At 65.7% G+C, this 16,273-nt stretch carries 17 protein-coding genes; 10 read left to right on the top strand and 7 right to left on the bottom strand.

Translation table 11 applies throughout. The features are described 5' to 3' along the window. Positions 1-33: 33 nt before the first annotated feature. Complete coding sequence (locus ABZ789_RS09175) at positions 34-795, bottom strand: SDR family oxidoreductase (protein WP_358422237.1); 762 nt, start codon at positions 793-795, stop codon at positions 34-36. A gap of 350 nt (positions 796-1,145) precedes the next feature. Here ABZ789_RS09175 and ABZ789_RS09180 point away from each other — a divergent pair, with 350 nt between their 5' ends. Next, on the top strand, positions 1,146-2,081 hold the full coding sequence (locus ABZ789_RS09180) for a zinc-binding dehydrogenase (RefSeq protein WP_358422240.1): 936 nt from the start codon (positions 1,146-1,148) through the stop codon (positions 2,079-2,081). A gap of 71 nt (positions 2,082-2,152) precedes the next feature. Here ABZ789_RS09180 and ABZ789_RS09185 read toward each other — a convergent pair whose 3' ends face one another. Together ABZ789_RS09185 and ABZ789_RS09190 are read right to left on the bottom strand one after the other, a co-directional pair. Next, on the bottom strand, positions 2,153-2,905 hold the full coding sequence (locus ABZ789_RS09185; RefSeq protein ID WP_358422243.1) for an SDR family NAD(P)-dependent oxidoreductase: 753 nt from the start codon (positions 2,903-2,905) through the stop codon (positions 2,153-2,155). Continuing rightward, positions 2,902-3,669, bottom strand: coding sequence for an SDR family NAD(P)-dependent oxidoreductase (locus tag ABZ789_RS09190; RefSeq protein WP_358422246.1), 768 nt, complete (start codon positions 3,667-3,669; stop codon positions 2,902-2,904). Before ABZ789_RS09190 ends, ABZ789_RS09185 begins: the two co-directional genes overlap by 4 nt. Before the next feature lie 64 nt (positions 3,670-3,733). Between ABZ789_RS09190 and ABZ789_RS09195 the strand changes: the two genes are divergently transcribed. The 4 genes from ABZ789_RS09195 (at position 3,734) to ABZ789_RS09210 (ending at position 7,627) form a co-directional block, all read left to right on the top strand. Beyond that, positions 3,734-5,173, top strand: a complete 1,440-nt coding sequence (locus tag ABZ789_RS09195; protein ID WP_358422249.1) for a fatty acid--CoA ligase family protein — start codon at positions 3,734-3,736, stop codon at positions 5,171-5,173. Beyond that, complete coding sequence (locus ABZ789_RS09200) at positions 5,166-6,305, top strand: thiolase family protein (protein WP_358422252.1); 1,140 nt, start codon at positions 5,166-5,168, stop codon at positions 6,303-6,305. The genes ABZ789_RS09195 and ABZ789_RS09200 overlap by 8 nt, the downstream gene beginning before the upstream one ends. Positions 6,306-6,318: 13 nt before the next feature. Then, positions 6,319-7,203 carry a methylmalonyl Co-A mutase-associated GTPase MeaB gene (gene meaB, locus ABZ789_RS09205; protein WP_358422255.1) on the top strand — a complete coding sequence of 295 codons (885 nt, stop codon included), beginning with the start codon at positions 6,319-6,321 and terminating at the stop codon, positions 7,201-7,203. A gap of 94 nt (positions 7,204-7,297) precedes the next feature. Beyond that, positions 7,298-7,627: a PLDc N-terminal domain-containing protein gene (locus ABZ789_RS09210; RefSeq protein ID WP_358422258.1), complete on the top strand. Its 330-nt coding sequence runs from the start codon at positions 7,298-7,300 to the stop codon at positions 7,625-7,627. A gap of 16 nt (positions 7,628-7,643) precedes the next feature. Here ABZ789_RS09210 and ABZ789_RS09215 read toward each other — a convergent pair whose 3' ends face one another. The 3 genes from ABZ789_RS09215 to ABZ789_RS09225 are packed head-to-tail and all read right to left on the bottom strand — an operon-like array spanning position 7,644 to position 10,288. Continuing rightward, positions 7,644-8,723, bottom strand: a complete 1,080-nt coding sequence (locus tag ABZ789_RS09215) for a dihydrodipicolinate reductase (protein ID WP_358422260.1) — start codon at positions 8,721-8,723, stop codon at positions 7,644-7,646. 40 nt (positions 8,724-8,763) lie between these two features. Beyond that, positions 8,764-9,579 carry an acyl-CoA thioesterase domain-containing protein gene (locus tag ABZ789_RS09220; protein ID WP_358422263.1) on the bottom strand — a complete coding sequence of 272 codons (816 nt, stop codon included), beginning with the start codon at positions 9,577-9,579 and terminating at the stop codon, positions 8,764-8,766. Between the two features lie 58 nt (positions 9,580-9,637). Beyond that, positions 9,638-10,288, bottom strand: a complete 651-nt coding sequence (locus ABZ789_RS09225; protein ID WP_358422266.1) for a TetR/AcrR family transcriptional regulator — start codon at positions 10,286-10,288, stop codon at positions 9,638-9,640. A 179-nt stretch (positions 10,289-10,467) separates the two neighbouring features. On the opposite strand from ABZ789_RS09225, the gene ABZ789_RS09230 reads away from it, so the two are divergent. From ABZ789_RS09230 to ABZ789_RS09240, 3 genes are read left to right on the top strand one after another with little or no spacing between them, the layout of a single operon-like run. Next, positions 10,468-11,466, top strand: a complete 999-nt coding sequence (locus tag ABZ789_RS09230; RefSeq protein ID WP_358422269.1) for an acyl-CoA dehydrogenase family protein — start codon at positions 10,468-10,470, stop codon at positions 11,464-11,466. Then, on the top strand, positions 11,450-12,625 hold the full coding sequence (locus ABZ789_RS09235; protein WP_358422272.1) for an acyl-CoA dehydrogenase family protein: 1,176 nt from the start codon (positions 11,450-11,452) through the stop codon (positions 12,623-12,625). Before ABZ789_RS09230 ends, ABZ789_RS09235 begins: the two co-directional genes overlap by 17 nt. Positions 12,626-12,635: 10 nt before the next feature. Then, the gene (locus ABZ789_RS09240; RefSeq protein WP_358423109.1) at positions 12,636-13,418 is read left to right on the top strand and encodes an enoyl-CoA hydratase; all 783 of its coding nucleotides are present in this window, start codon (positions 12,636-12,638) and stop codon (positions 13,416-13,418) included. 60 nt (positions 13,419-13,478) lie between these two features. On the opposite strand, the gene ABZ789_RS09245 is transcribed toward ABZ789_RS09240, so the two are convergent. Then, positions 13,479-14,246, bottom strand: a complete 768-nt coding sequence (locus tag ABZ789_RS09245) for an SDR family oxidoreductase (protein ID WP_358422275.1) — start codon at positions 14,244-14,246, stop codon at positions 13,479-13,481. 86 nt (positions 14,247-14,332) lie between these two features. On the opposite strand from ABZ789_RS09245, the gene ABZ789_RS09250 reads away from it, so the two are divergent. Beyond that, a complete protein-coding gene (locus ABZ789_RS09250; RefSeq protein ID WP_358422278.1) occupies positions 14,333-14,773 on the top strand; it encodes a nuclear transport factor 2 family protein in 441 nt (146 codons plus the stop codon). Positions 14,774-14,805: 32 nt separating this feature from the next. Continuing rightward, complete coding sequence (locus ABZ789_RS09255) at positions 14,806-16,272, top strand: ornithine decarboxylase (protein WP_358422281.1); 1,467 nt, start codon at positions 14,806-14,808, stop codon at positions 16,270-16,272. The last annotated feature ends 1 nt before the right edge of the window (position 16,273 follow it).

Genomic DNA, 16,273 nt, shown 5'->3' on the forward strand with positions numbered 1-16,273 from the left:
CCTGTCTGTGAGAAGGGTTGTGGTGTAGGGAACTCAGACCCGGACCACCCAGCCACCGTCGATGTTGAGGGTGTGGCCGGTGACCCAGTCGCTACCGGACGACACGAGATACAGCAGGCCGGGGATCAGTTCCTCGGGCTCACCGAACGGGAAGGGGATGGCGTGCTTGACCATCTCCTTGAGCTCGGGTGGTGATGCGATCGAGCCGGCTTCGGTGTTGACCATGCCGGGAGCGATCGCGTTCACACGAATCCCGAAGGGCGCCAGCTCGCGGGCGAGCGAGACGGTCATGCTGACGAGGCCGAGCTTGGTGATGCCGTAGGCCTGCGCGGCCATGAACGCACCGCTCGAGGACTGGTTGACGATCTTGCCGTAACCCCGTTCCTTCATGTACGGAACCACTGCGCGAGTGCACAGCAACGGACCGGTCAGGTTGACGGCGAGAGTGCGGTTCCACAGGTCGATTTCCATTGTCGTCAGCGATCCCTCGCCGACTACTTCCGCCATCAGGCCTGCATTGTTGACGAGGATGTCGACGGAACCGAAGTGTTCGGCCGCGGTCGCTGCCATCTGCGCGGTGCTGGCCTCGTCCCTGACGTCGACGCCGACCGCGAGCGCGCGGTGACCGTCGGCGGCCAGTTCCTCCGCGGCGGCGGTGGCGGATTCGAGGTTCACGTCGGCGAGTACCACCGCTGCTCCGGCTTCGGCGAGACCGCGGGAGTAGGCTCGGCCGATCCCTCCTCCGGCACCGGTGACGATGGCGACCTTGTCGGTCAGTTGTGGGGTGTCTGTCATGGATTTCCTTGTCTGCTGGTACTTCCGGCGTCGGTTACTTCGGTGCCGCCCCTGGTGCGGCAATGCGTGTTCGTCGACGACGGATCCGGATCCGGGTGACGTCGTCGGCCGTTCCGGGCCTCCGGATCTCGTGGAGACCGGCGAGAAGGTCTGTTCCCATGAGGCGGTGCAGTTCGGCCGGGCGGTGGACATCCGGTGGGTCGGGTGGACGTACAGGTAGAGACGGTGTGAGTATCTAAATCTTCCTGTCAAGAATGGTGTTCCGTATTGGGAGAACAGTAATGATTGGAGTGCGGAATCTGCAAGGGGTGGATCCGCTTCGGGTACGTACCGTCACGAAGGAGGGCGTTATGAGGGCATGGCAGTTCGAAGGAGCCGGGCGACCGATCGCACTGAACGAGGTGCCGGAGCCGGAACCCGGCCCGGGCGAGGTGGTGATCGACGTCGCGGCCGCCGGACTGTGTCACAGCGACCTGATGTACATGGAGGTCGGCGAGGCGACGATGCCGTTCCTGCCCATGACTCAGGGACACGAGAACGCCGGTGTCATCAGCGCACTGGGCGACGGGGTCGAGGGCTGGAAGGTCGGTGATGTCGTCGGTGTCTGCACATCGGGAGTGCGCCCGCCGCTCGGGATGTTCGCCCACGGTGGGTTCGCCGACAAACTGGTCGCCGATGCTCGCGATCTCGCGCGGGTGCCCGAGGGGCTGGATCTGTCGCTGGCCGCTCTCGCGACCGATGCAGGAATGACCTCCTATCACGCAATGATCAAGGCTGGTCGTGCCTCGGCAGGAATGAAGGTGGGCGTGATCGGATACGGCGGTCTGGGGCAGATCGGCACCCGCGCGGCTGTGCTGGCCGGCGCCGAGGTGCACGTGGCCGAGACGAAGGAGTCGGTCTGGGATCTCGCCCGGCAGGCCGGTGCGACGGATGTCGTGCGGGACGCGGCCGACTGGGCGGGGCAGGGATTCGACCTGGTGGTCGACTATGCGGGTTTCGACACCACACAGAAGGCGATCGACGCCATCGCCAGGGGCGGCGCCGTGGTGCAGGTCGGTCTGGGACTCCCGACGTTCACCGTCAGGACCCCGACGATCCTCGGCAAGACGCTCGTAGGTTCTCTCGGCGGGACAGTCGAGGACATCGAGGAGGTGTACGAACTGTTCGTGAAGCGCGAAATCGAACCCGCATACACCGAGATCGGCTTCGAGGAGATCGGCGACGGACTGGAACGTCTCCGGCGCAACGAGGTGACCGGACGGCTCGTCGCGCGCTTCGGCCGCTGAGCCGTCGGGTCGGATTCACACCCGGCAACACGAAGGGAGGCCCGGTGCGGGCCTCCCTTCGTGCGGGAACCTCATCCCCTCGGGATCACGAGGCTCTCCGAGCGTTGCACGGTGCCGGAGATTCCGGTCGCGTCCTGCTGCGCGAGCAGCACTGCAGCGGCGCCCATGGTCTCCGGCGGTTCCACCATCTCGGGTGGAATCTCGCGTCCGCCACCACCGGCCGTCCAGCCTTCGGTGAGCACGACCCGCGAGGGTGCCAGGCAGTTGACTGCGATGTTGTCGGATCTCAGGTCGGAGGCGAGCCCGGCATAGAGTCGCTCGACCGCAGCTTTCGACACCCAGTAGGCGTTCGAACCCCGGTCCGTCATCCCCACGCCACTGGTGGTCACCGCGATCATCGATCCGCCTCCACGTTCGCGCAGGTGTGGGATCGCTGCCTTCGTCACGTTGAACACGCCCGTGAGGTTGACGTCGAGACACAGCTGCCAGCGTTTCGCCGGCGTCGACTCGATCGGTCCCATCCACAACACTCCGGCGTTCGCGACCAGGATGTCGAGCCCGCCGAATTCGGCCACCGTCGCGGCGATCGCGGCATCGACGGACTGTTCGTCCGTGACGTCACACCGAATCGGGACGGCTCGTCCGCCCGAGGCGGTGATCCTTTCGGCGACCGATCCGATGGTGCCGGGCAGTTTGCCTTGCTGCTCGGACCGAGCGGCAACCGCGACCGCGGCCCCCGCCTCGGCGAGGGCGACAGCGATCGCCGCACCGATGCCACGACTGGCACCGGCGACGAACGCGACCTTCCCTGCGAGCGGACTCACTTCGGCGGGAACCTCAGTGCACCGTCGAGACGGATGACTTCACCGTTGAGGTAGTCGTTCTCGACGATGGACGCGACGAGCGTCGCGTACTCGGTGGGACGGCCCATGCGCTTGGGATGCGGGATCTGCGGACCCCAGTACGCCTCGAGCTGCTCCCCGGCCTTGCCGTAGGCGGGGGTGAGGATCGTGCCCGGCGCGATCGTGTTGACGCGGATACCGAGGGGCGACAGATCGCGTGCGGCGACGAGCGTCATACCGATCACTCCGCCCTTGGCAGCGGAATAGGGGAGCTGACCGATCTGACCTTCGTAACCGGCAATCGAGGCGGTGTTCACGATGACACCACGCGAACCCTCGTCGTCGAACGGATCCTGCTTGGCGATGGCGGCCGCGGCCAGACGCAGGACGTTGAACGTCGACGTCAGGTACGACTCGATGGTCTTGGTGAAGGCCTCGAGTGCCATGGGGCTGCCGTCCTTGCCCACGAGGCGCCCACCGCCCGCGGGGCCGCCGTGGCAGTCCACGGAGATGCGCAGCGGTGCGAGCGATTCCGCTTCGGCGATGGCTGCGGAGACGGACTCTTCGCTGCCGGCGTCGGTGCGCACGTATCGCACACCGAGTTCCTGTTCGAGTTCCTTGCCCTTGTCGTCGTTGACGTCGGCGACGACGACCTTGGCTCCCGCCTCATGGAGACGTCGGACGGTGGCCTGCCCGAGGCCACCCGTGCCGCCGACGACGATCGCAGAGTTTCCCGCTACCTGCATGCTGCCTCCTTCGATGCTCGAGCTCTTGAAAGTAAAGCTCTCTGTCTGTGAGAATAATGTTCTCATGAACCTAAGCATGATTCTAGAAATGGCCGCAAGCACCGGCGAGCGAGCAGTTGCGACCGTCGGGAACCGGACGCTCACCGCTGCGGGACTCGACGCGCTCGCGCGTCGTGCTGCCGCGCAGTTCCGGAATCATCCGGCGGTGCTGTACCTGGGGTCCAACCACCTCGCGTACCCCGTGGCACTGTTCGGCGCGTCGCTCGCCGGTGTGCCCTTCGTGCCGCTCAACTACCGACTCGGCGAGCAGCAGCTGAGCGCGCTGAAGGACAAGCACCCCGGCGCGCTCGTGCTCGAGCAGGAAGACCTCGACGCCCTCGTCGACGATTCCTACGACGCCGGTGAGCCCGAACCCCCGCTCGAACCGCAGTGGGACGGCGACAAGGTCGCCGCGATCATCTACACGAGCGGCACCACCTCGGACCCGAAGCCCGCGATCCTGCGACACCGGCACCTGCTCGCCTACGTGCTCAACACGATGGAATTCGGTTCGGCGGCGGAGACCGACGCGTCGCTGGTGTCGGTTCCGCCGTATCACATCGCCGGTCTGACCAACCTGCTGTCGAACTTCTACACCGGACGCCGGGTTGTGTACCTGCCGGCCTTCGACCCCCAGGTGTGGCTCGAGACGGTGCGCCGCGAACGCGTCACCCACGCGATGCTCGTCCCGACGATGCTCGCCCGGATCGTGACCGTCCTCGGCGACGACGAGGCCGACACACCGACGCTGGCGAGTCTCGCCTACGGCGGATCGCGCACGCCGCGACCCGTCCTCGAACATGCGCTGCGGGCCTTCCCGGACACGGGATTCGTCAACGCCTACGGTTTGACCGAAACCGCCTCGTCCGTAGCCGTTCTCGGACCCGACGACCACCGCACGGCCTTCGCCTCCGACGATCCGGCCGTCCGCGATCGTCTCGGTTCGGTGGGCCGCCCGCTTCCCGGCATCGAGATCGAGATCCGTTCCGAGCAAGGCGAACCTGTTCCGGCCGGCGAGACAGGCCTGATCTACGTGCGCGGTGAACAGATCTCGGGCGAATACGGCAACCGGAGTGTCCTCGACGCCGAGGGCTGGTTCTCCACCCGCGATCTCGGCCGGCTCGACGCCGACGGTTATCTGTACGTCGAGGGGCGGTCCGACGACACGATCATCCGAGGTGGGGAGAACATCGCTCCCGCCGAGATCGAGGACGTCCTGCTGGCCCATCCGGGCATCACCGAAGCTGCCGTGGTCGGTGTGTCCGATGCCGAATGGGGACAGCGCATCGTCGCGGTCCTCGTCGGTGACGGCGATCCGGACGAGATCCGCCAGTGGGTCAAGGAACGGCTGCGCTCGTCCAAGACCCCCGACAACATCGTCTTCCGTGACGAACTTCCCAAGACCGAGACCGGAAAGCTCTTGCGTCGCACACTTCTCGCCGAACTGGAGGCCACCCATGCCTGATGCCGTGATCGTTTCCGCTCTGCGCACCCCGATCGGCACCGCCGTCAAGGGCACGCTGCGCGACACCGACGCGTTCGCTCTCGCGCACCACATCGTCGCCGCGACCGCCGAGGATCTCGACGCGAGCCTCATCGACGACGTGATCCTCGGTGAGGGCCTGTACGGCGGCGGTGTGATCGCCCGTCATGCCGCGCTCACCGCCGGACTGACCCACGTGCCCGGTCTCGCGCAGAACCGGCACTGCGCGGCGAGCCTGTCGACCGTGCAGTCCGCCGCCGCGAGTATCCGCTCCGGCATGGACCGCATCGTGATCGCCGGTGGCGTGAACTCCGCGTCCACCTCGCCGCGGTCGCTGAGGCGCGAGGGCGAGGATTGGGTGCCGTGGATGTCGCCCAGCCATCCCGATCGCCCCGATGCTCCCAACCGCGATATGTCCATCACCGTCGGCTGGAACGCCGCGGTGAAGGCCGGCGTCAGCCGGGAAGAGATGGACGCCTGGGCGTTGCGTTCGCATCAGGTCGCGATCCGTGCCATCGACGAGGGCCGCTTCAAAGAAGAGATCGTCCCGATCGACACCCCGCACGGCCTCTTCGACACCGACGAGCATCCCCGCCGAGAGACGAGCCTCGAGAAGCTCGCATCCTTGAAGGTGCTGCACCCGGAGATCGAGGGCTTCAGCATCACCGCCGGCAATGCCTGCGGAGGCAACGATGCCGCCGCCGCACTGGCCATCGCGAGCAGCGATCTCGGCCTGCCCGCGCTCGGCAAGGTGTTGTCGTGGGCGTCGGTGGGTGTCGATCCGGCGATCACCGGACTCGCTCCCGTCGAGGCGATCCCGAAAGCCCTGCAGCGGGCCGGATTGTCCATCGGCGATGTCGACCTGTTCGAGATCAACGAGGCGTTCGCAGCGCAGTGCGTCGCGTGCATCAAGCTGCTCGAGATCGACCCCGAGAAGGTCAACGTCAATGGCAGCGGCTGCTCGCTCGGCCATCCGGTCGCCGCAACCGGTGCGCGCATGCTCGTCACCCTCACCCACGAACTGGGTCGGCGCGGTGGCGGCATCGGTGTCGCGTCGATGTGCGCGGGTGGTGGCATCGGTTCGGCTGTCGTGATCGAGGTGCCCGCATCGTGAACCGGGATACGCCGTGAACATCGGTGAACTGATCGAGGCGGCACGCGGGGGCTCCCCGCGTGCCGCCGGCAGGTTGCTGACTCTGGTCGAGGGCCCGCGCCGTGACGAGGTGCTCGCGATGCTCGCGCCGGCGTGCGCCCGCGTCGTCGGGATCACCGGCCCGCCCGGTGCCGGCAAGTCCACCACTGTCGGTGTGCTCACCACTGCCTACCGCCGACGTGGATTGCGGGTCGCGGTGTTGGCCGTGGACCCGTCGTCCCCGTACAGCGGCGGTGCGCTGCTCGGCGACCGAATCCGTATGGCCGCGCACGTCGGCGACTCGGGCGTGTTCGTCCGCTCGGTCGCTTCCCGCGGGCATCTCGGCGGTCTCGCGGCGGCTGTTCCGGCGTCGATCCGGCTTCTCTCGGCGCTCGGTTACGACGTGATCCTGCTCGAATCCGTTGGTGTGGGACAGTCCGAGATCGAGATCGCCTCGGTCGCAGAGCCGACCGTCGTGATCCTCAACCCCGGTGGAGGTGACGCCGTTCAGGCGGCGAAGGCAGGTCTGCTCGAAGTCGCGGATCTCGTCGTCGTCAACAAGGCCGACCGGGAGGGGGCGGATCAGACCGTGCGCGACCTCCGCGGCGACGTGAAGGTCCCGATCCTCAAACTCGTCGCTGCGACCGGCGAGGGTATCGACGACCTCGTCGACGCGATCGAAGCGCACCAGCGGGCCGACACGATCGAGCGCAGAACCGCGCGTGCGCGCAGCCAGATCCTGTCGCTGGCACATACCCTGTTGCGCAACCACACCGAACTCGACGCGCTGGCGAAGGCTGTCGCGGAGGGCCGTGACGATCCCTATTCGGCGGCTGCGCGCCTGCTCGGCGAGACGAACGGAGAGAAGGTCGCAGGGTAAGAACGAAGTTCGCAGGCCGAGAGGCCGACCAGCGGTACTGTCAGGTTTACCTAGAGCCTGCTAGCTTTCGGTAGTGCCATATCTCGGATTGATCGTGACAGTGCTCTGGGTGGGCTGCCTCGTCGACGTCATCTGTTCCGACGAGCATCGGGTCCGGCACCTGCCCAAGTTGTTGTGGCTGATGATCGTTCTGCTCTTGCCGCTGATCGGCTCCTTGCTCTGGCTGGTCCTCGGGCGGCCTCAGGGCGTCGTCGATATCTTGTCGTCGAAGTCCACGCCCCAGTACCCGCGCCCTTCCCGCCCCGTCCTCGCCCCGGAGAACGACGAGGATTTCCAGCGGCGCTTCCGCGCGCGTGTCGAGGAGCAGCGACGACTTGCACAGGAGCAGCGTCGCCACGACGAAGGAAGTGACAGCGCGGGCTGACCGAGCTGCCCCGGTATCAGGCCAGAACAGGGACGACGAGCGGCAATTCGACCGTCGTACGGATTCCGGGGCGAGCCTCACACACCGCTGCGATCGAATTCACGGCGCGGTTGGCGGTGTAGGACGGTGATATCTCGCTCATCCGCTCGAGCGGGATGGGAAAGCGCATGTCGATGTCGAGGGGTGCGTCGCCGTCGACGGCGATGTGCCAACCGGTGGCGTGCAGATCCCAGTCGGCATCGAGTTGATCGGTGCAGTACCAGGTGGGACGGAAGCGCATCAACTCGCGGCCGTCTCGGATTCCGGAAACCGTGATGCGTTGCGCGGCGACCGTTCCCGCCTCGATGGTGCCGGCGGCGATGGTGACGGTCGAACGTGCCGTGGCGAGTTCGCCCGTGGTCCTGATGGCGTCGAGGGTCAGGCCGAGTGCGTCGGCCAGCGCGGCCAGCGACGGCCCGAAGTTCGATTCCACATGGGCAAGACGGACGTCCTCGAAATCGCGCGCCGCACCACCGAATCCCATGACGTCGAACAGGATCCCAGGGGAGTTCCGCTGGGAGAGATCGGCGTACTCGTCGATCGCGAGGTGATCCATTCTCCGCTGGATGGAGGCCAGCACGAGGGGAACGGCCTCGGTGACGAAACCGGGACTGCTGCCGGTGCTGTGGATCGACGTACCGCCGAGGGTGCACGCTGCCTCCACCGCTTCGCGCACCACCGGATCCATTCCTGCCGGGCGATGGAACTCACCGCGGGTGGTGACGATGTTCGTGCCGGACGCGAGGATTCGGCACACTTCATCGAGGTCGAACAACAGCGGCATGTACAGCACGCAGTCCGCTCCGAGTCCGATGATCTCGTCGATGCTGCCGGTGGCGCGCACGCCGACAGGATCGCGCCCGCACAGTACGCCGGCGTCCTGGCCGGCCTTGTCGGTGCTGTGCACGAACACGCCGACGAGCTCGAGCGATGGGTGATCGATCACCGCGCGCATCGCGCGTGTGCCGATCGTCCCGGTCGCCCATTGGACCACCCGGAGAGGGCGGGACGTCGAAGTGCCGGCGACGGCGTTGGCTGGGGCGGACTGTCCTTGCATGACGCCTCGATCTCGGTCGGTGTTCGCGGGAAGAAGAATCTCAGGGCAGGCGCAGCAGTGCTTCCTGCGCGAAAGAGGCGACAAGAGAACCATTCTCGGTCAGAAGATCGCCGCGGCCGAAGCATCGTCCGCGTGCGACGAGTGGACTGTGCTGCCGGAGCAACAACCAGTCGTCGCTGCGGAACGGACGATGGAACCACAGATTGTGCGAGGTCACTGCCGACGTGAACGCGGTTCCGTTGCCGGTGTGGTCGAAACCGTCGACGGCGAGCAGGGCGGTGCCGATGAGGTTGAGATCGGTCGCGTATGCGGCGAGCGCAGGCGCGTACACCTCGTCGACCTCGGGTGTGCGCATCCACATCTCGAACTCGGGGGCCGAGACCCCTCGGTTCTCGAGGTCGGTCGTCGTACGGGTCTCCCAAGGGATCAGCGTGAACGCGGTCCGTGCGCTCTCGTCGAACACCGGCGGTACGTCCGGCACGGTCTGCACCTCCGGTCCGCCCTCGTCGGCGTGCAGGGACACCGAGGCGGTGGCGAGCACACCCTTCGACTGGCGAGCCACGGCCGTCAGGGTGGCGAAGCTCCGGCCTTCGTGCAGCCGGGTGATCTCGTAGCGGACCGGTTCGTCCGCACGTCCTTCACGAGCGAAGACGGTGTGCAGGGACTTGATGCTTTTTTCAGGGCAGGTGAGTTCGGCCGCCCGGACGAACTGCCCGAGCAACTGGCCGCCGAAGAGCCGGTGGTATTCGAGGTGCTGATTGCTGCCTTCGAAGACCACCGACTCCGGACGCTCCTCGTCCGCGGAGCGTGAATGCAGGTCGAGGCATGAGAGGAGGTCGTTCCACAACTCGGTCACAGGCCGAGTGTAAGCGAACTACTCCGATTTGAGAATGTAATTCTCATGCGGTCGGGGATCAGGCTGCGGCGAACCCCTGCGAGCAGAAGTTCCACACTTCGTCGGCTGTGATCGGACGGGTGGTGCTGTCGTCGCCACCACTGGACTGCGCGATGAACATCACGGTCTGCATTGTCATGGCGGCCATCCGCTTCGGGTTCAGGCCCTCGCGCAGGCTGCCCTCGGCATGGACCTTCTCCATCAGCTCGGTGAACAGCGCGAGCATGGGCGCGTGCGCGACCTTCACCTCCGCTGGGTGGGTGAGCAGGAGCTGAGGTGCGAAATCGGTGAACAGGGGTCGCTGTGCCGTCGGGTCGGGACGCGACGATTCGAACAGCAATTCCACGGCGACACGCAGCTGGTCGAGCGGCTTCTTCTCGCCGGCCGCGGCAGCGCGGATCTGGTCGGCGGAGCGGCTCAGGGCATCCTCGAACAGGGCGAGCAGCAGTTCGTGCTTACCGTCGAACTGCAGGTAGAAGCTGCGGAGCGACTGCTTCGAGCGATCGACGACCTCCTGCACCGTGAAGTCCGTGCTGCCCTTCTCGGTGATGATCGCCTGCGCGGCATCGAGGAATCGCTGTACGCGCTGCTCGGCACGCAACTTGGCTGTCCGAATTGAGCGTTCGACTGCGCGCTGCTTCCAGGCTGGTTCTTCGCTAGGGCCCGTCACTGCCGGAATCGCCCTCTGTCGCGTGGGGTGGACATAGGTGCACTGTACCGGAGAGTAAGGCCGGATTGCGGGACTGTCCTCCCATTTCCCGACCATTGTAGAGACTATTACTATCTCATAATGAGAATGATATTCTCGTTTCGTTCCCAGGTTCAACGTCAGGAAGGAGGCAAGTCGGAATGCTTTTCGAGTTCGACTCCGATCAGCAGCTGTGGCAGAAGACCGTCCGGGAAGTGACGGCCAAGGAATGTCCGTCGACGCTCGTCCGCTCCGTCGTCGACAACGGCGCCGATCCCGCGCCGTTGTGGAAGACCTATGCGGGTCTGGGATGGACGGAACTGGTGGAGTCCGAGGCCGCCGTGGAACTGGCGATAGTCCTGGAAGAACTCGGTCGCGCTACCGACCCCACTCCCTTCCTCGCCACCACCACGCAGTATGCGCCGCTCGTCGGTGGCCGGACGCAGTCCGACCGTGCCGGCGCAGCCGTGTACGAGGGAGTCTCCGCAGTGCGCGATGCGGACGGCTGGTTGCTCCGCGGTACCGCACATCAGGTGCTCGACGGCGACCGCGCCGACGACATCGCGGTCGTCACCGACGCCGGTGTGTTCACCGTCCGGGCCGATCAGGTCGCAACACGGCGCACGTCCGGCTTCGATCCCGTCCTGCATCTGGCCGACGTGGTGTTCGACGACGTGCGCGTCGAGACCGAACCGGACACCGACATCGACGTCGAGAAGGCGCGGCACGTCGCTCTCACCGGACTTGCCCTCACCATGGTCGGTGCGTGTCGCCGCATCCTGGACCTCGCGCTCGACCACGTGCGCAACCGTCAGCAGTTCGGCGTGCCTATCGGCTCTTTCCAGGCGGTCAAGCACCGTGCCGCAGACATGCACGTGGCGCTCGAACGTGCCCGTGCACTTGCCTATTTCGCCGCGCTGACCATCGCCGAGGACGATCCGCGTCGTCGCCTCGCCGCATCCATGGCCAAAGCGGCCGCCGGAGAATGTCAATCGACCGTCTTCCGCAGCGGCGTACAGCTGTTCGGTGCGATGGGCTTCACATGGGAGAACGACCTGCAGTTCGCGCTCAAGCGTGCCCGCGCGGGTGAGCACATGCTCGGATCCGCCGCGGAGCACCGGGCACTGATCGCCGAGGAGTACCGTGCAACTCTCGTTTGATTCCGACGTCGAGGAGTTCCGCGCCGAGTTCGTGGCCTTCCTCGAGGAGCACCTGCCCGACCCCTCCGAGGCCACAGTCCGTGCCCGGTCGAGTGCCGACGTTCCCGAGTGGGCACGCCGCTGGCAACGGGTCCAGTTCGACCACGGCTGGTTGCTGCCCGGCAATCCGCCCGAGTTCGGCGGCCGGGGCGCAACGATCCTGCAGCAGTACGTGCACCTCGAGGAACTGTCGAAGCGCCGCATCTACCATTCGTTCAACCCGCAGGGTCTCGGCATCATCGCAGCATCACTGTTGTCGTTCGGCACCGACGAGCAGAAGCGAAATTGGGCGGTGCCGATCCTGCGCGCGGAGATCACCGCAGCCCTCGGGATGAGCGAGCCCGGAGCGGGCTCCGACCTCGCCTCGCTGCGCACCCGCGCGGTGCGCGACGGCGACCATTTCGTCGTCAACGGGCAAAAGGTGTGGACCTCCGGTGCGCACGACGCCGATGTCCTGCTGACCTTCGTCCGAACAGATCCGGATGCGCCGAAGCACAAGGGAATCAGTGTCCTGCTCATCCCGACCGACCTACCCGGTGTCGTCCGGCGCCCCTTCCCCTCGGTGGCCGACGGAGAAGACCGCGACTTCAACGAAGTCTTCTTCACCGACGTGCGCGTCCCGGCCGAGAACCTCATCGGGGAGCTGAACGGTGGCTGGACAGTGGCGAACGGTTCGCTCGGGCACGAACGCACGCTGCTGTGGCTCAGCTTCGCCGACCGTTTGCAGGATTTCGTCGAGGACTTCCGGCCCCGCACGGTGATCGACCGGGACCGCTACGCCACGCTGGTGATGGACCACCAGGCGTTGAAGCTCCTCGGCTCGGCCGCCCTCGTCCGTGAGTCCCTCGGCAAGCAGGATGTCCCGGCTCTGTCGGTGCTCAAGCTTCTCGGGTCGGAAGCGGTCCAGTCGGCCGCCGAGCATGCCCTCGACGCGGCCGGACCGGACGGACTCGTCCACCCCGCGTCGACGTCGGCGTACGTCCCGTGGAATCTCGACAACTTCTCGTCGAGCTGGTTCGAGAGGTTCGTCCGGAGCTTCGCCGGCACCATCGCCGGTGGCACATCGGAGATCCAGCGCAACATCATCGCCGAGCGAGTGCTGGGACTCCCTCGTGGGTGAGGAGGACGCGGTGTACATCCGGTACGAGGTCGCCGATCGCATCGCGACGATCACATTGAACCGTCCCGAGGCCGCCAACGCTCAGAACGGCGCTCTCCTCGACGAACTCGACGCAGCCTGGAATCGCGCAGGCGATGATCCCGAAGTCTCGGTCATCGTGCTTCGAGCGGAAGGCAAGCACTTCTCCGCCGGGCACGATCTCCGGAGCGGTGAGCCGGTTCCCGACAAGATCACCCTCGAGTTGATCTACCGCAACGAGTCTCGGCGATATCTCGAGTACTCGCTGCGGTGGCGCAACATCCCGAAGCCGTCGATCGCGGCCGTGCAGGGCAGGTGCATCTCCGGCGGACTCCTGCTGTGCTGGCCGTGCGATCTCATCGTCGCGGCAGACGACGCGTCGTTCTCCGATCCGGTGGTCCTCATGGGCATCGGTGGAGTCGAATACCACGGTCACACCTGGGAACTCGGACCACGCAAGGCGAAGGAGATCCTCTTCACCGGGCGGGCGGTCACCGCGGAGGAAGCCGAGAAGACGGGCATGGTGAACCGGGTCGTACCGCGCGAAGATCTCGACTCCGAGGTGCGTGCACTCGCAGAGCAGATTGCGAAGATGCATCCCTTCGGGCTGCGGCAAGCCAAGAGGGCGGTCAATCAGACGCTCGATGTTCAGGGCTTCTACGCCGCGATCCAGTCGGTCTTCGACATCCATCAGACCGGACACGGAAACGCTCTGAGCGTCAGCGGATGGCCGGTACTGATGAACCTCGACGAGATGAAGGACAACATTCGTTAGGCACGGAAAATATTGTGTGGGACCGACTCCGGAGTTCGGGGTCGGTCCCACGCCGTTTCGTCAGACCTTGCGGGTGACGCCACCGTCGACGCGGATGATGGCGCCGGTGGTGAAACTCGAAGCATCGCTCGCCAGATGAAGGGCCAGCGGCGCGACCTCCTCCGGTCGCCCCATGCGGCGCATCGGTACGAAAGGTGCCTCTTCTCCTTCCGGCGGCGCCCATGCCTTCGACAGGTCGGTGCGGAACGGGCCCGGAAGGATCGCGTTGACACGCACTTTGGGTGCGTATGCGTCGGCGAGTCCCACGGTGAGGGCGTTCAGGCCTGCTTTCGCGCAGGCGTAGGGGAGTTCACGCACGCTTGCGGTCAGTGAGCCGGCGGTGCCGATATTGATGATCGACCCGCCATCGTGCTCTGCCATGTACGCACCGGCGCGAACGGCGAGACGGAACGGACCCTTGAGATTGACGCCGAAGGTCTTGTCGTAGAGATCTTCGCTGATCGACTCGAGATCCTGATAGAGCGGCGACATTCCGGCGTTGTTGACGAGGATGTCGAAGCGTCCGAAGTGGTGGAGCGTGGTGTCGACGAGCGCGTTGCAGTCGTCCCACTGCCCGACATGGCAGGCGACGGGAAGTACCCTGCTGCCGGTCGTCGCCTCGATTTCCTTCGCAGCGAGTTCGCATGCGTCGAGCTTGCGAGAGGCGACGACGACGTCGGCACCGTGTTCGGCGAGGATGTGAGCGATCGCGCGACCGATTCCGCGTGAACCACCCGTTACGACAGCGGTTTTGCCACTCAGATCGTGGAGAGAATCAAGTTTTCCCATATACGGATCATGCACCAGAATGCGAATCTTGGAAAGGGGGTTCTCTTCTGGAAGAATGAAATTCCGGACGAAATCGAAGGAGCACCATGACGCCTGACGAACTGTGCGACAAGTACGCCATCACCGAACTCCTCTACCGCTACGCGACGGCCGTGGATACCAAGGACTGGGACAAGATGCGGTCGGTTTTCACCGAGGATGCCCATCTGGACTACAGCTCCGTGGGCTATCCACCCGGGCCGAGGGACGAAGTGCTCGCGCAGTTGCAGAAGGCACTGTCGTACCTGCCGATGTCGCAGCATTTCATCACCAATGTCGAGGTCGACCTCGACGGCGACCGGGCGACGGTGCGGGCGATGTTCTACAACCCCATGCAACTCCCCGGCATCGACGGCCTGACCTATTGCGGGGGCAACTATCACCACGAGGTCGTACGAACGTCCGACGGTTGGAAGAGTTGCCGCCTCACCGAAGAAAGCCTGTGGTTCTCCAACCATCCCGACCCGGCGAAGAACGGGTCGCGCTGATTGTCGCCGGGCCGCCGGGGTAACCGACAGGCATGAACCAGTCGGAAACCCCGTTGCTCAGCGCGCTGGAGCAGTATCACCGACTCGACCGCTACGGCTTCACCCCTCCGGGACATCGGCAGGGCCGGGGTGCGGACGAACGGGTCATCAGGGTGCTCGGACACGATCCCTTCCGAGCGGATGTCCTCGCCTCGGGCGGTCTCGACGATCGGCTTTCGCGCAATGGTTACCTGAGCAGAGCCGAAGAACTCATGGCCGACGCAGTCGGGGCGGAGCAGGCGTTCTTCTCCACCTGCGGAAGCTCCCTGTCGGTCAAGGCGGCCATGATGGCGGTTGCCGGCAACGATCCGGGTGGTCTGCTGCTCGGGCGCGACTCGCACAAGTCGATCGTCGCAGGACTGGTCTTCAGTGGGGTCACCCCACGCTGGATCACCCCGCAGTGGGACGAGGAGATGCACTTCTCCCACCCGCCTTCACCCCGGCAGGTCCGCGAGATGTGGGACGAATACCCCGACGCCGCAGGGGCGCTGATCGTCAGCCCCAGCCCGTACGGGACCTGTGCCGACATCGCAGGCATTGCCGAGATCTGCCACGAACGTGGAAAACCCCTCATCGTCGACGAGGCGTGGGGCGCGCATCTACCCTTCCACGCCGAACTGCCCACCTGGGCGATGGATGCCGGGGCCGACATCTGTGTCGTGAGTGTCCACAAGATGGGCGCCGGCTTCGAGCAGGGCTCGGTCTACCACGTCCAGGGAGACCTGGTCGATGCTGCTCACCTGTCGGCGTGCGCCGATCTCCTCATGACCACCAGTCCGAACGTGCTGATCTACTCGGCAATCGACGGGTGGCGGAGACAGATGGTCGAGCACGGAACCGAACTGCTCGGAAGAGCGCTCGAGCTGGCTCGGAGCACCCGGGAGCGAATCGGGGGCATCGACGGCATCTCCGTCCTCGACGATCGGCTTCTCGGCGAGGAGGCCTCCCACGACCTGGACCGCCTGCAGATTCTCATGGACGTCGACGAGCTCGGGGTATCCGGATATCAGTGCTCCGACTGGCTGCGTGAACACTGCCGCCTCGACGTCGGCATGACCGATCACCGCAGGATCCTCGCCACGATGTCGATGGCCGACGACGTGGATACCGCGGACCGCCTGGTCGAATCACTCGAGGCACTGTCCCAGGCGGCGGAGTCCTTCGCCCCGCCCCCGCCGATCGATCTGCCGAGCCCGGGCGAGCTGCAACTCGAGTCCGTGCTCTCTCCCCGCGATGCCTTCTTCGGTAGGACCGAGATGGTGTCCGCCGACCGGGCAGCCGGCCGTATTGCGGCGGAACAACTCACTCCGTACCCGCCGGGCATACCCGCCGTCGTGCCGGGAGAACGACTCGACAGGGCGGTGGTCGATTACCTCCGCAGTGGTGTGGGCGCCGGGATGAATGTTCCCGACGCCACCGACACCTCCCTCGACGAGTTCCGCGTGGTCGTCGAGGGCTGAT

This window comes from Rhodococcus sp. NPDC047139 (genome assembly GCF_040643435.1).
Classification (GTDB): domain Bacteria; phylum Actinomycetota; class Actinomycetes; order Mycobacteriales; family Mycobacteriaceae; genus Rhodococcus.

What these genes read in the sequence shown, in the direction of transcription:
- ABZ789_RS09195 (WP_358422249.1), top strand. Translation starts at nt 3,734, where the DNA reads ATGAACCTAAGCATGATTCTAGAAATGGCCGCAAGCACCGGCGAGCGA.
- ABZ789_RS09175 (WP_358422237.1), bottom strand. Translation starts at nt 795, where the DNA reads ATGACAGACACCCCACAACTGACCGACAAGGTCGCCATCGTCACCGGT.
- ABZ789_RS09190 (WP_358422246.1), bottom strand. Translation starts at nt 3,669, where the DNA reads ATGCAGGTAGCGGGAAACTCTGCGATCGTCGTCGGCGGCACGGGTGGC.
- ABZ789_RS09200 (WP_358422252.1), top strand. Translation starts at nt 5,166, where the DNA reads ATGCCTGATGCCGTGATCGTTTCCGCTCTGCGCACCCCGATCGGCACC.
- ABZ789_RS09255 (WP_358422281.1), top strand. Translation starts at nt 14,806, where the DNA reads ATGAACCAGTCGGAAACCCCGTTGCTCAGCGCGCTGGAGCAGTATCAC.
- ABZ789_RS09250 (WP_358422278.1), top strand. Translation starts at nt 14,333, where the DNA reads ATGACGCCTGACGAACTGTGCGACAAGTACGCCATCACCGAACTCCTC.
- ABZ789_RS09245 (WP_358422275.1), bottom strand. Translation starts at nt 14,246, where the DNA reads ATGGGAAAACTTGATTCTCTCCACGATCTGAGTGGCAAAACCGCTGTC.
- ABZ789_RS09230 (WP_358422269.1), top strand. Translation starts at nt 10,468, where the DNA reads ATGCTTTTCGAGTTCGACTCCGATCAGCAGCTGTGGCAGAAGACCGTC.
- ABZ789_RS09215 (WP_358422260.1), bottom strand. Translation starts at nt 8,723, where the DNA reads ATGCAAGGACAGTCCGCCCCAGCCAACGCCGTCGCCGGCACTTCGACG.
- ABZ789_RS09180 (WP_358422240.1), top strand. Translation starts at nt 1,146, where the DNA reads ATGAGGGCATGGCAGTTCGAAGGAGCCGGGCGACCGATCGCACTGAAC.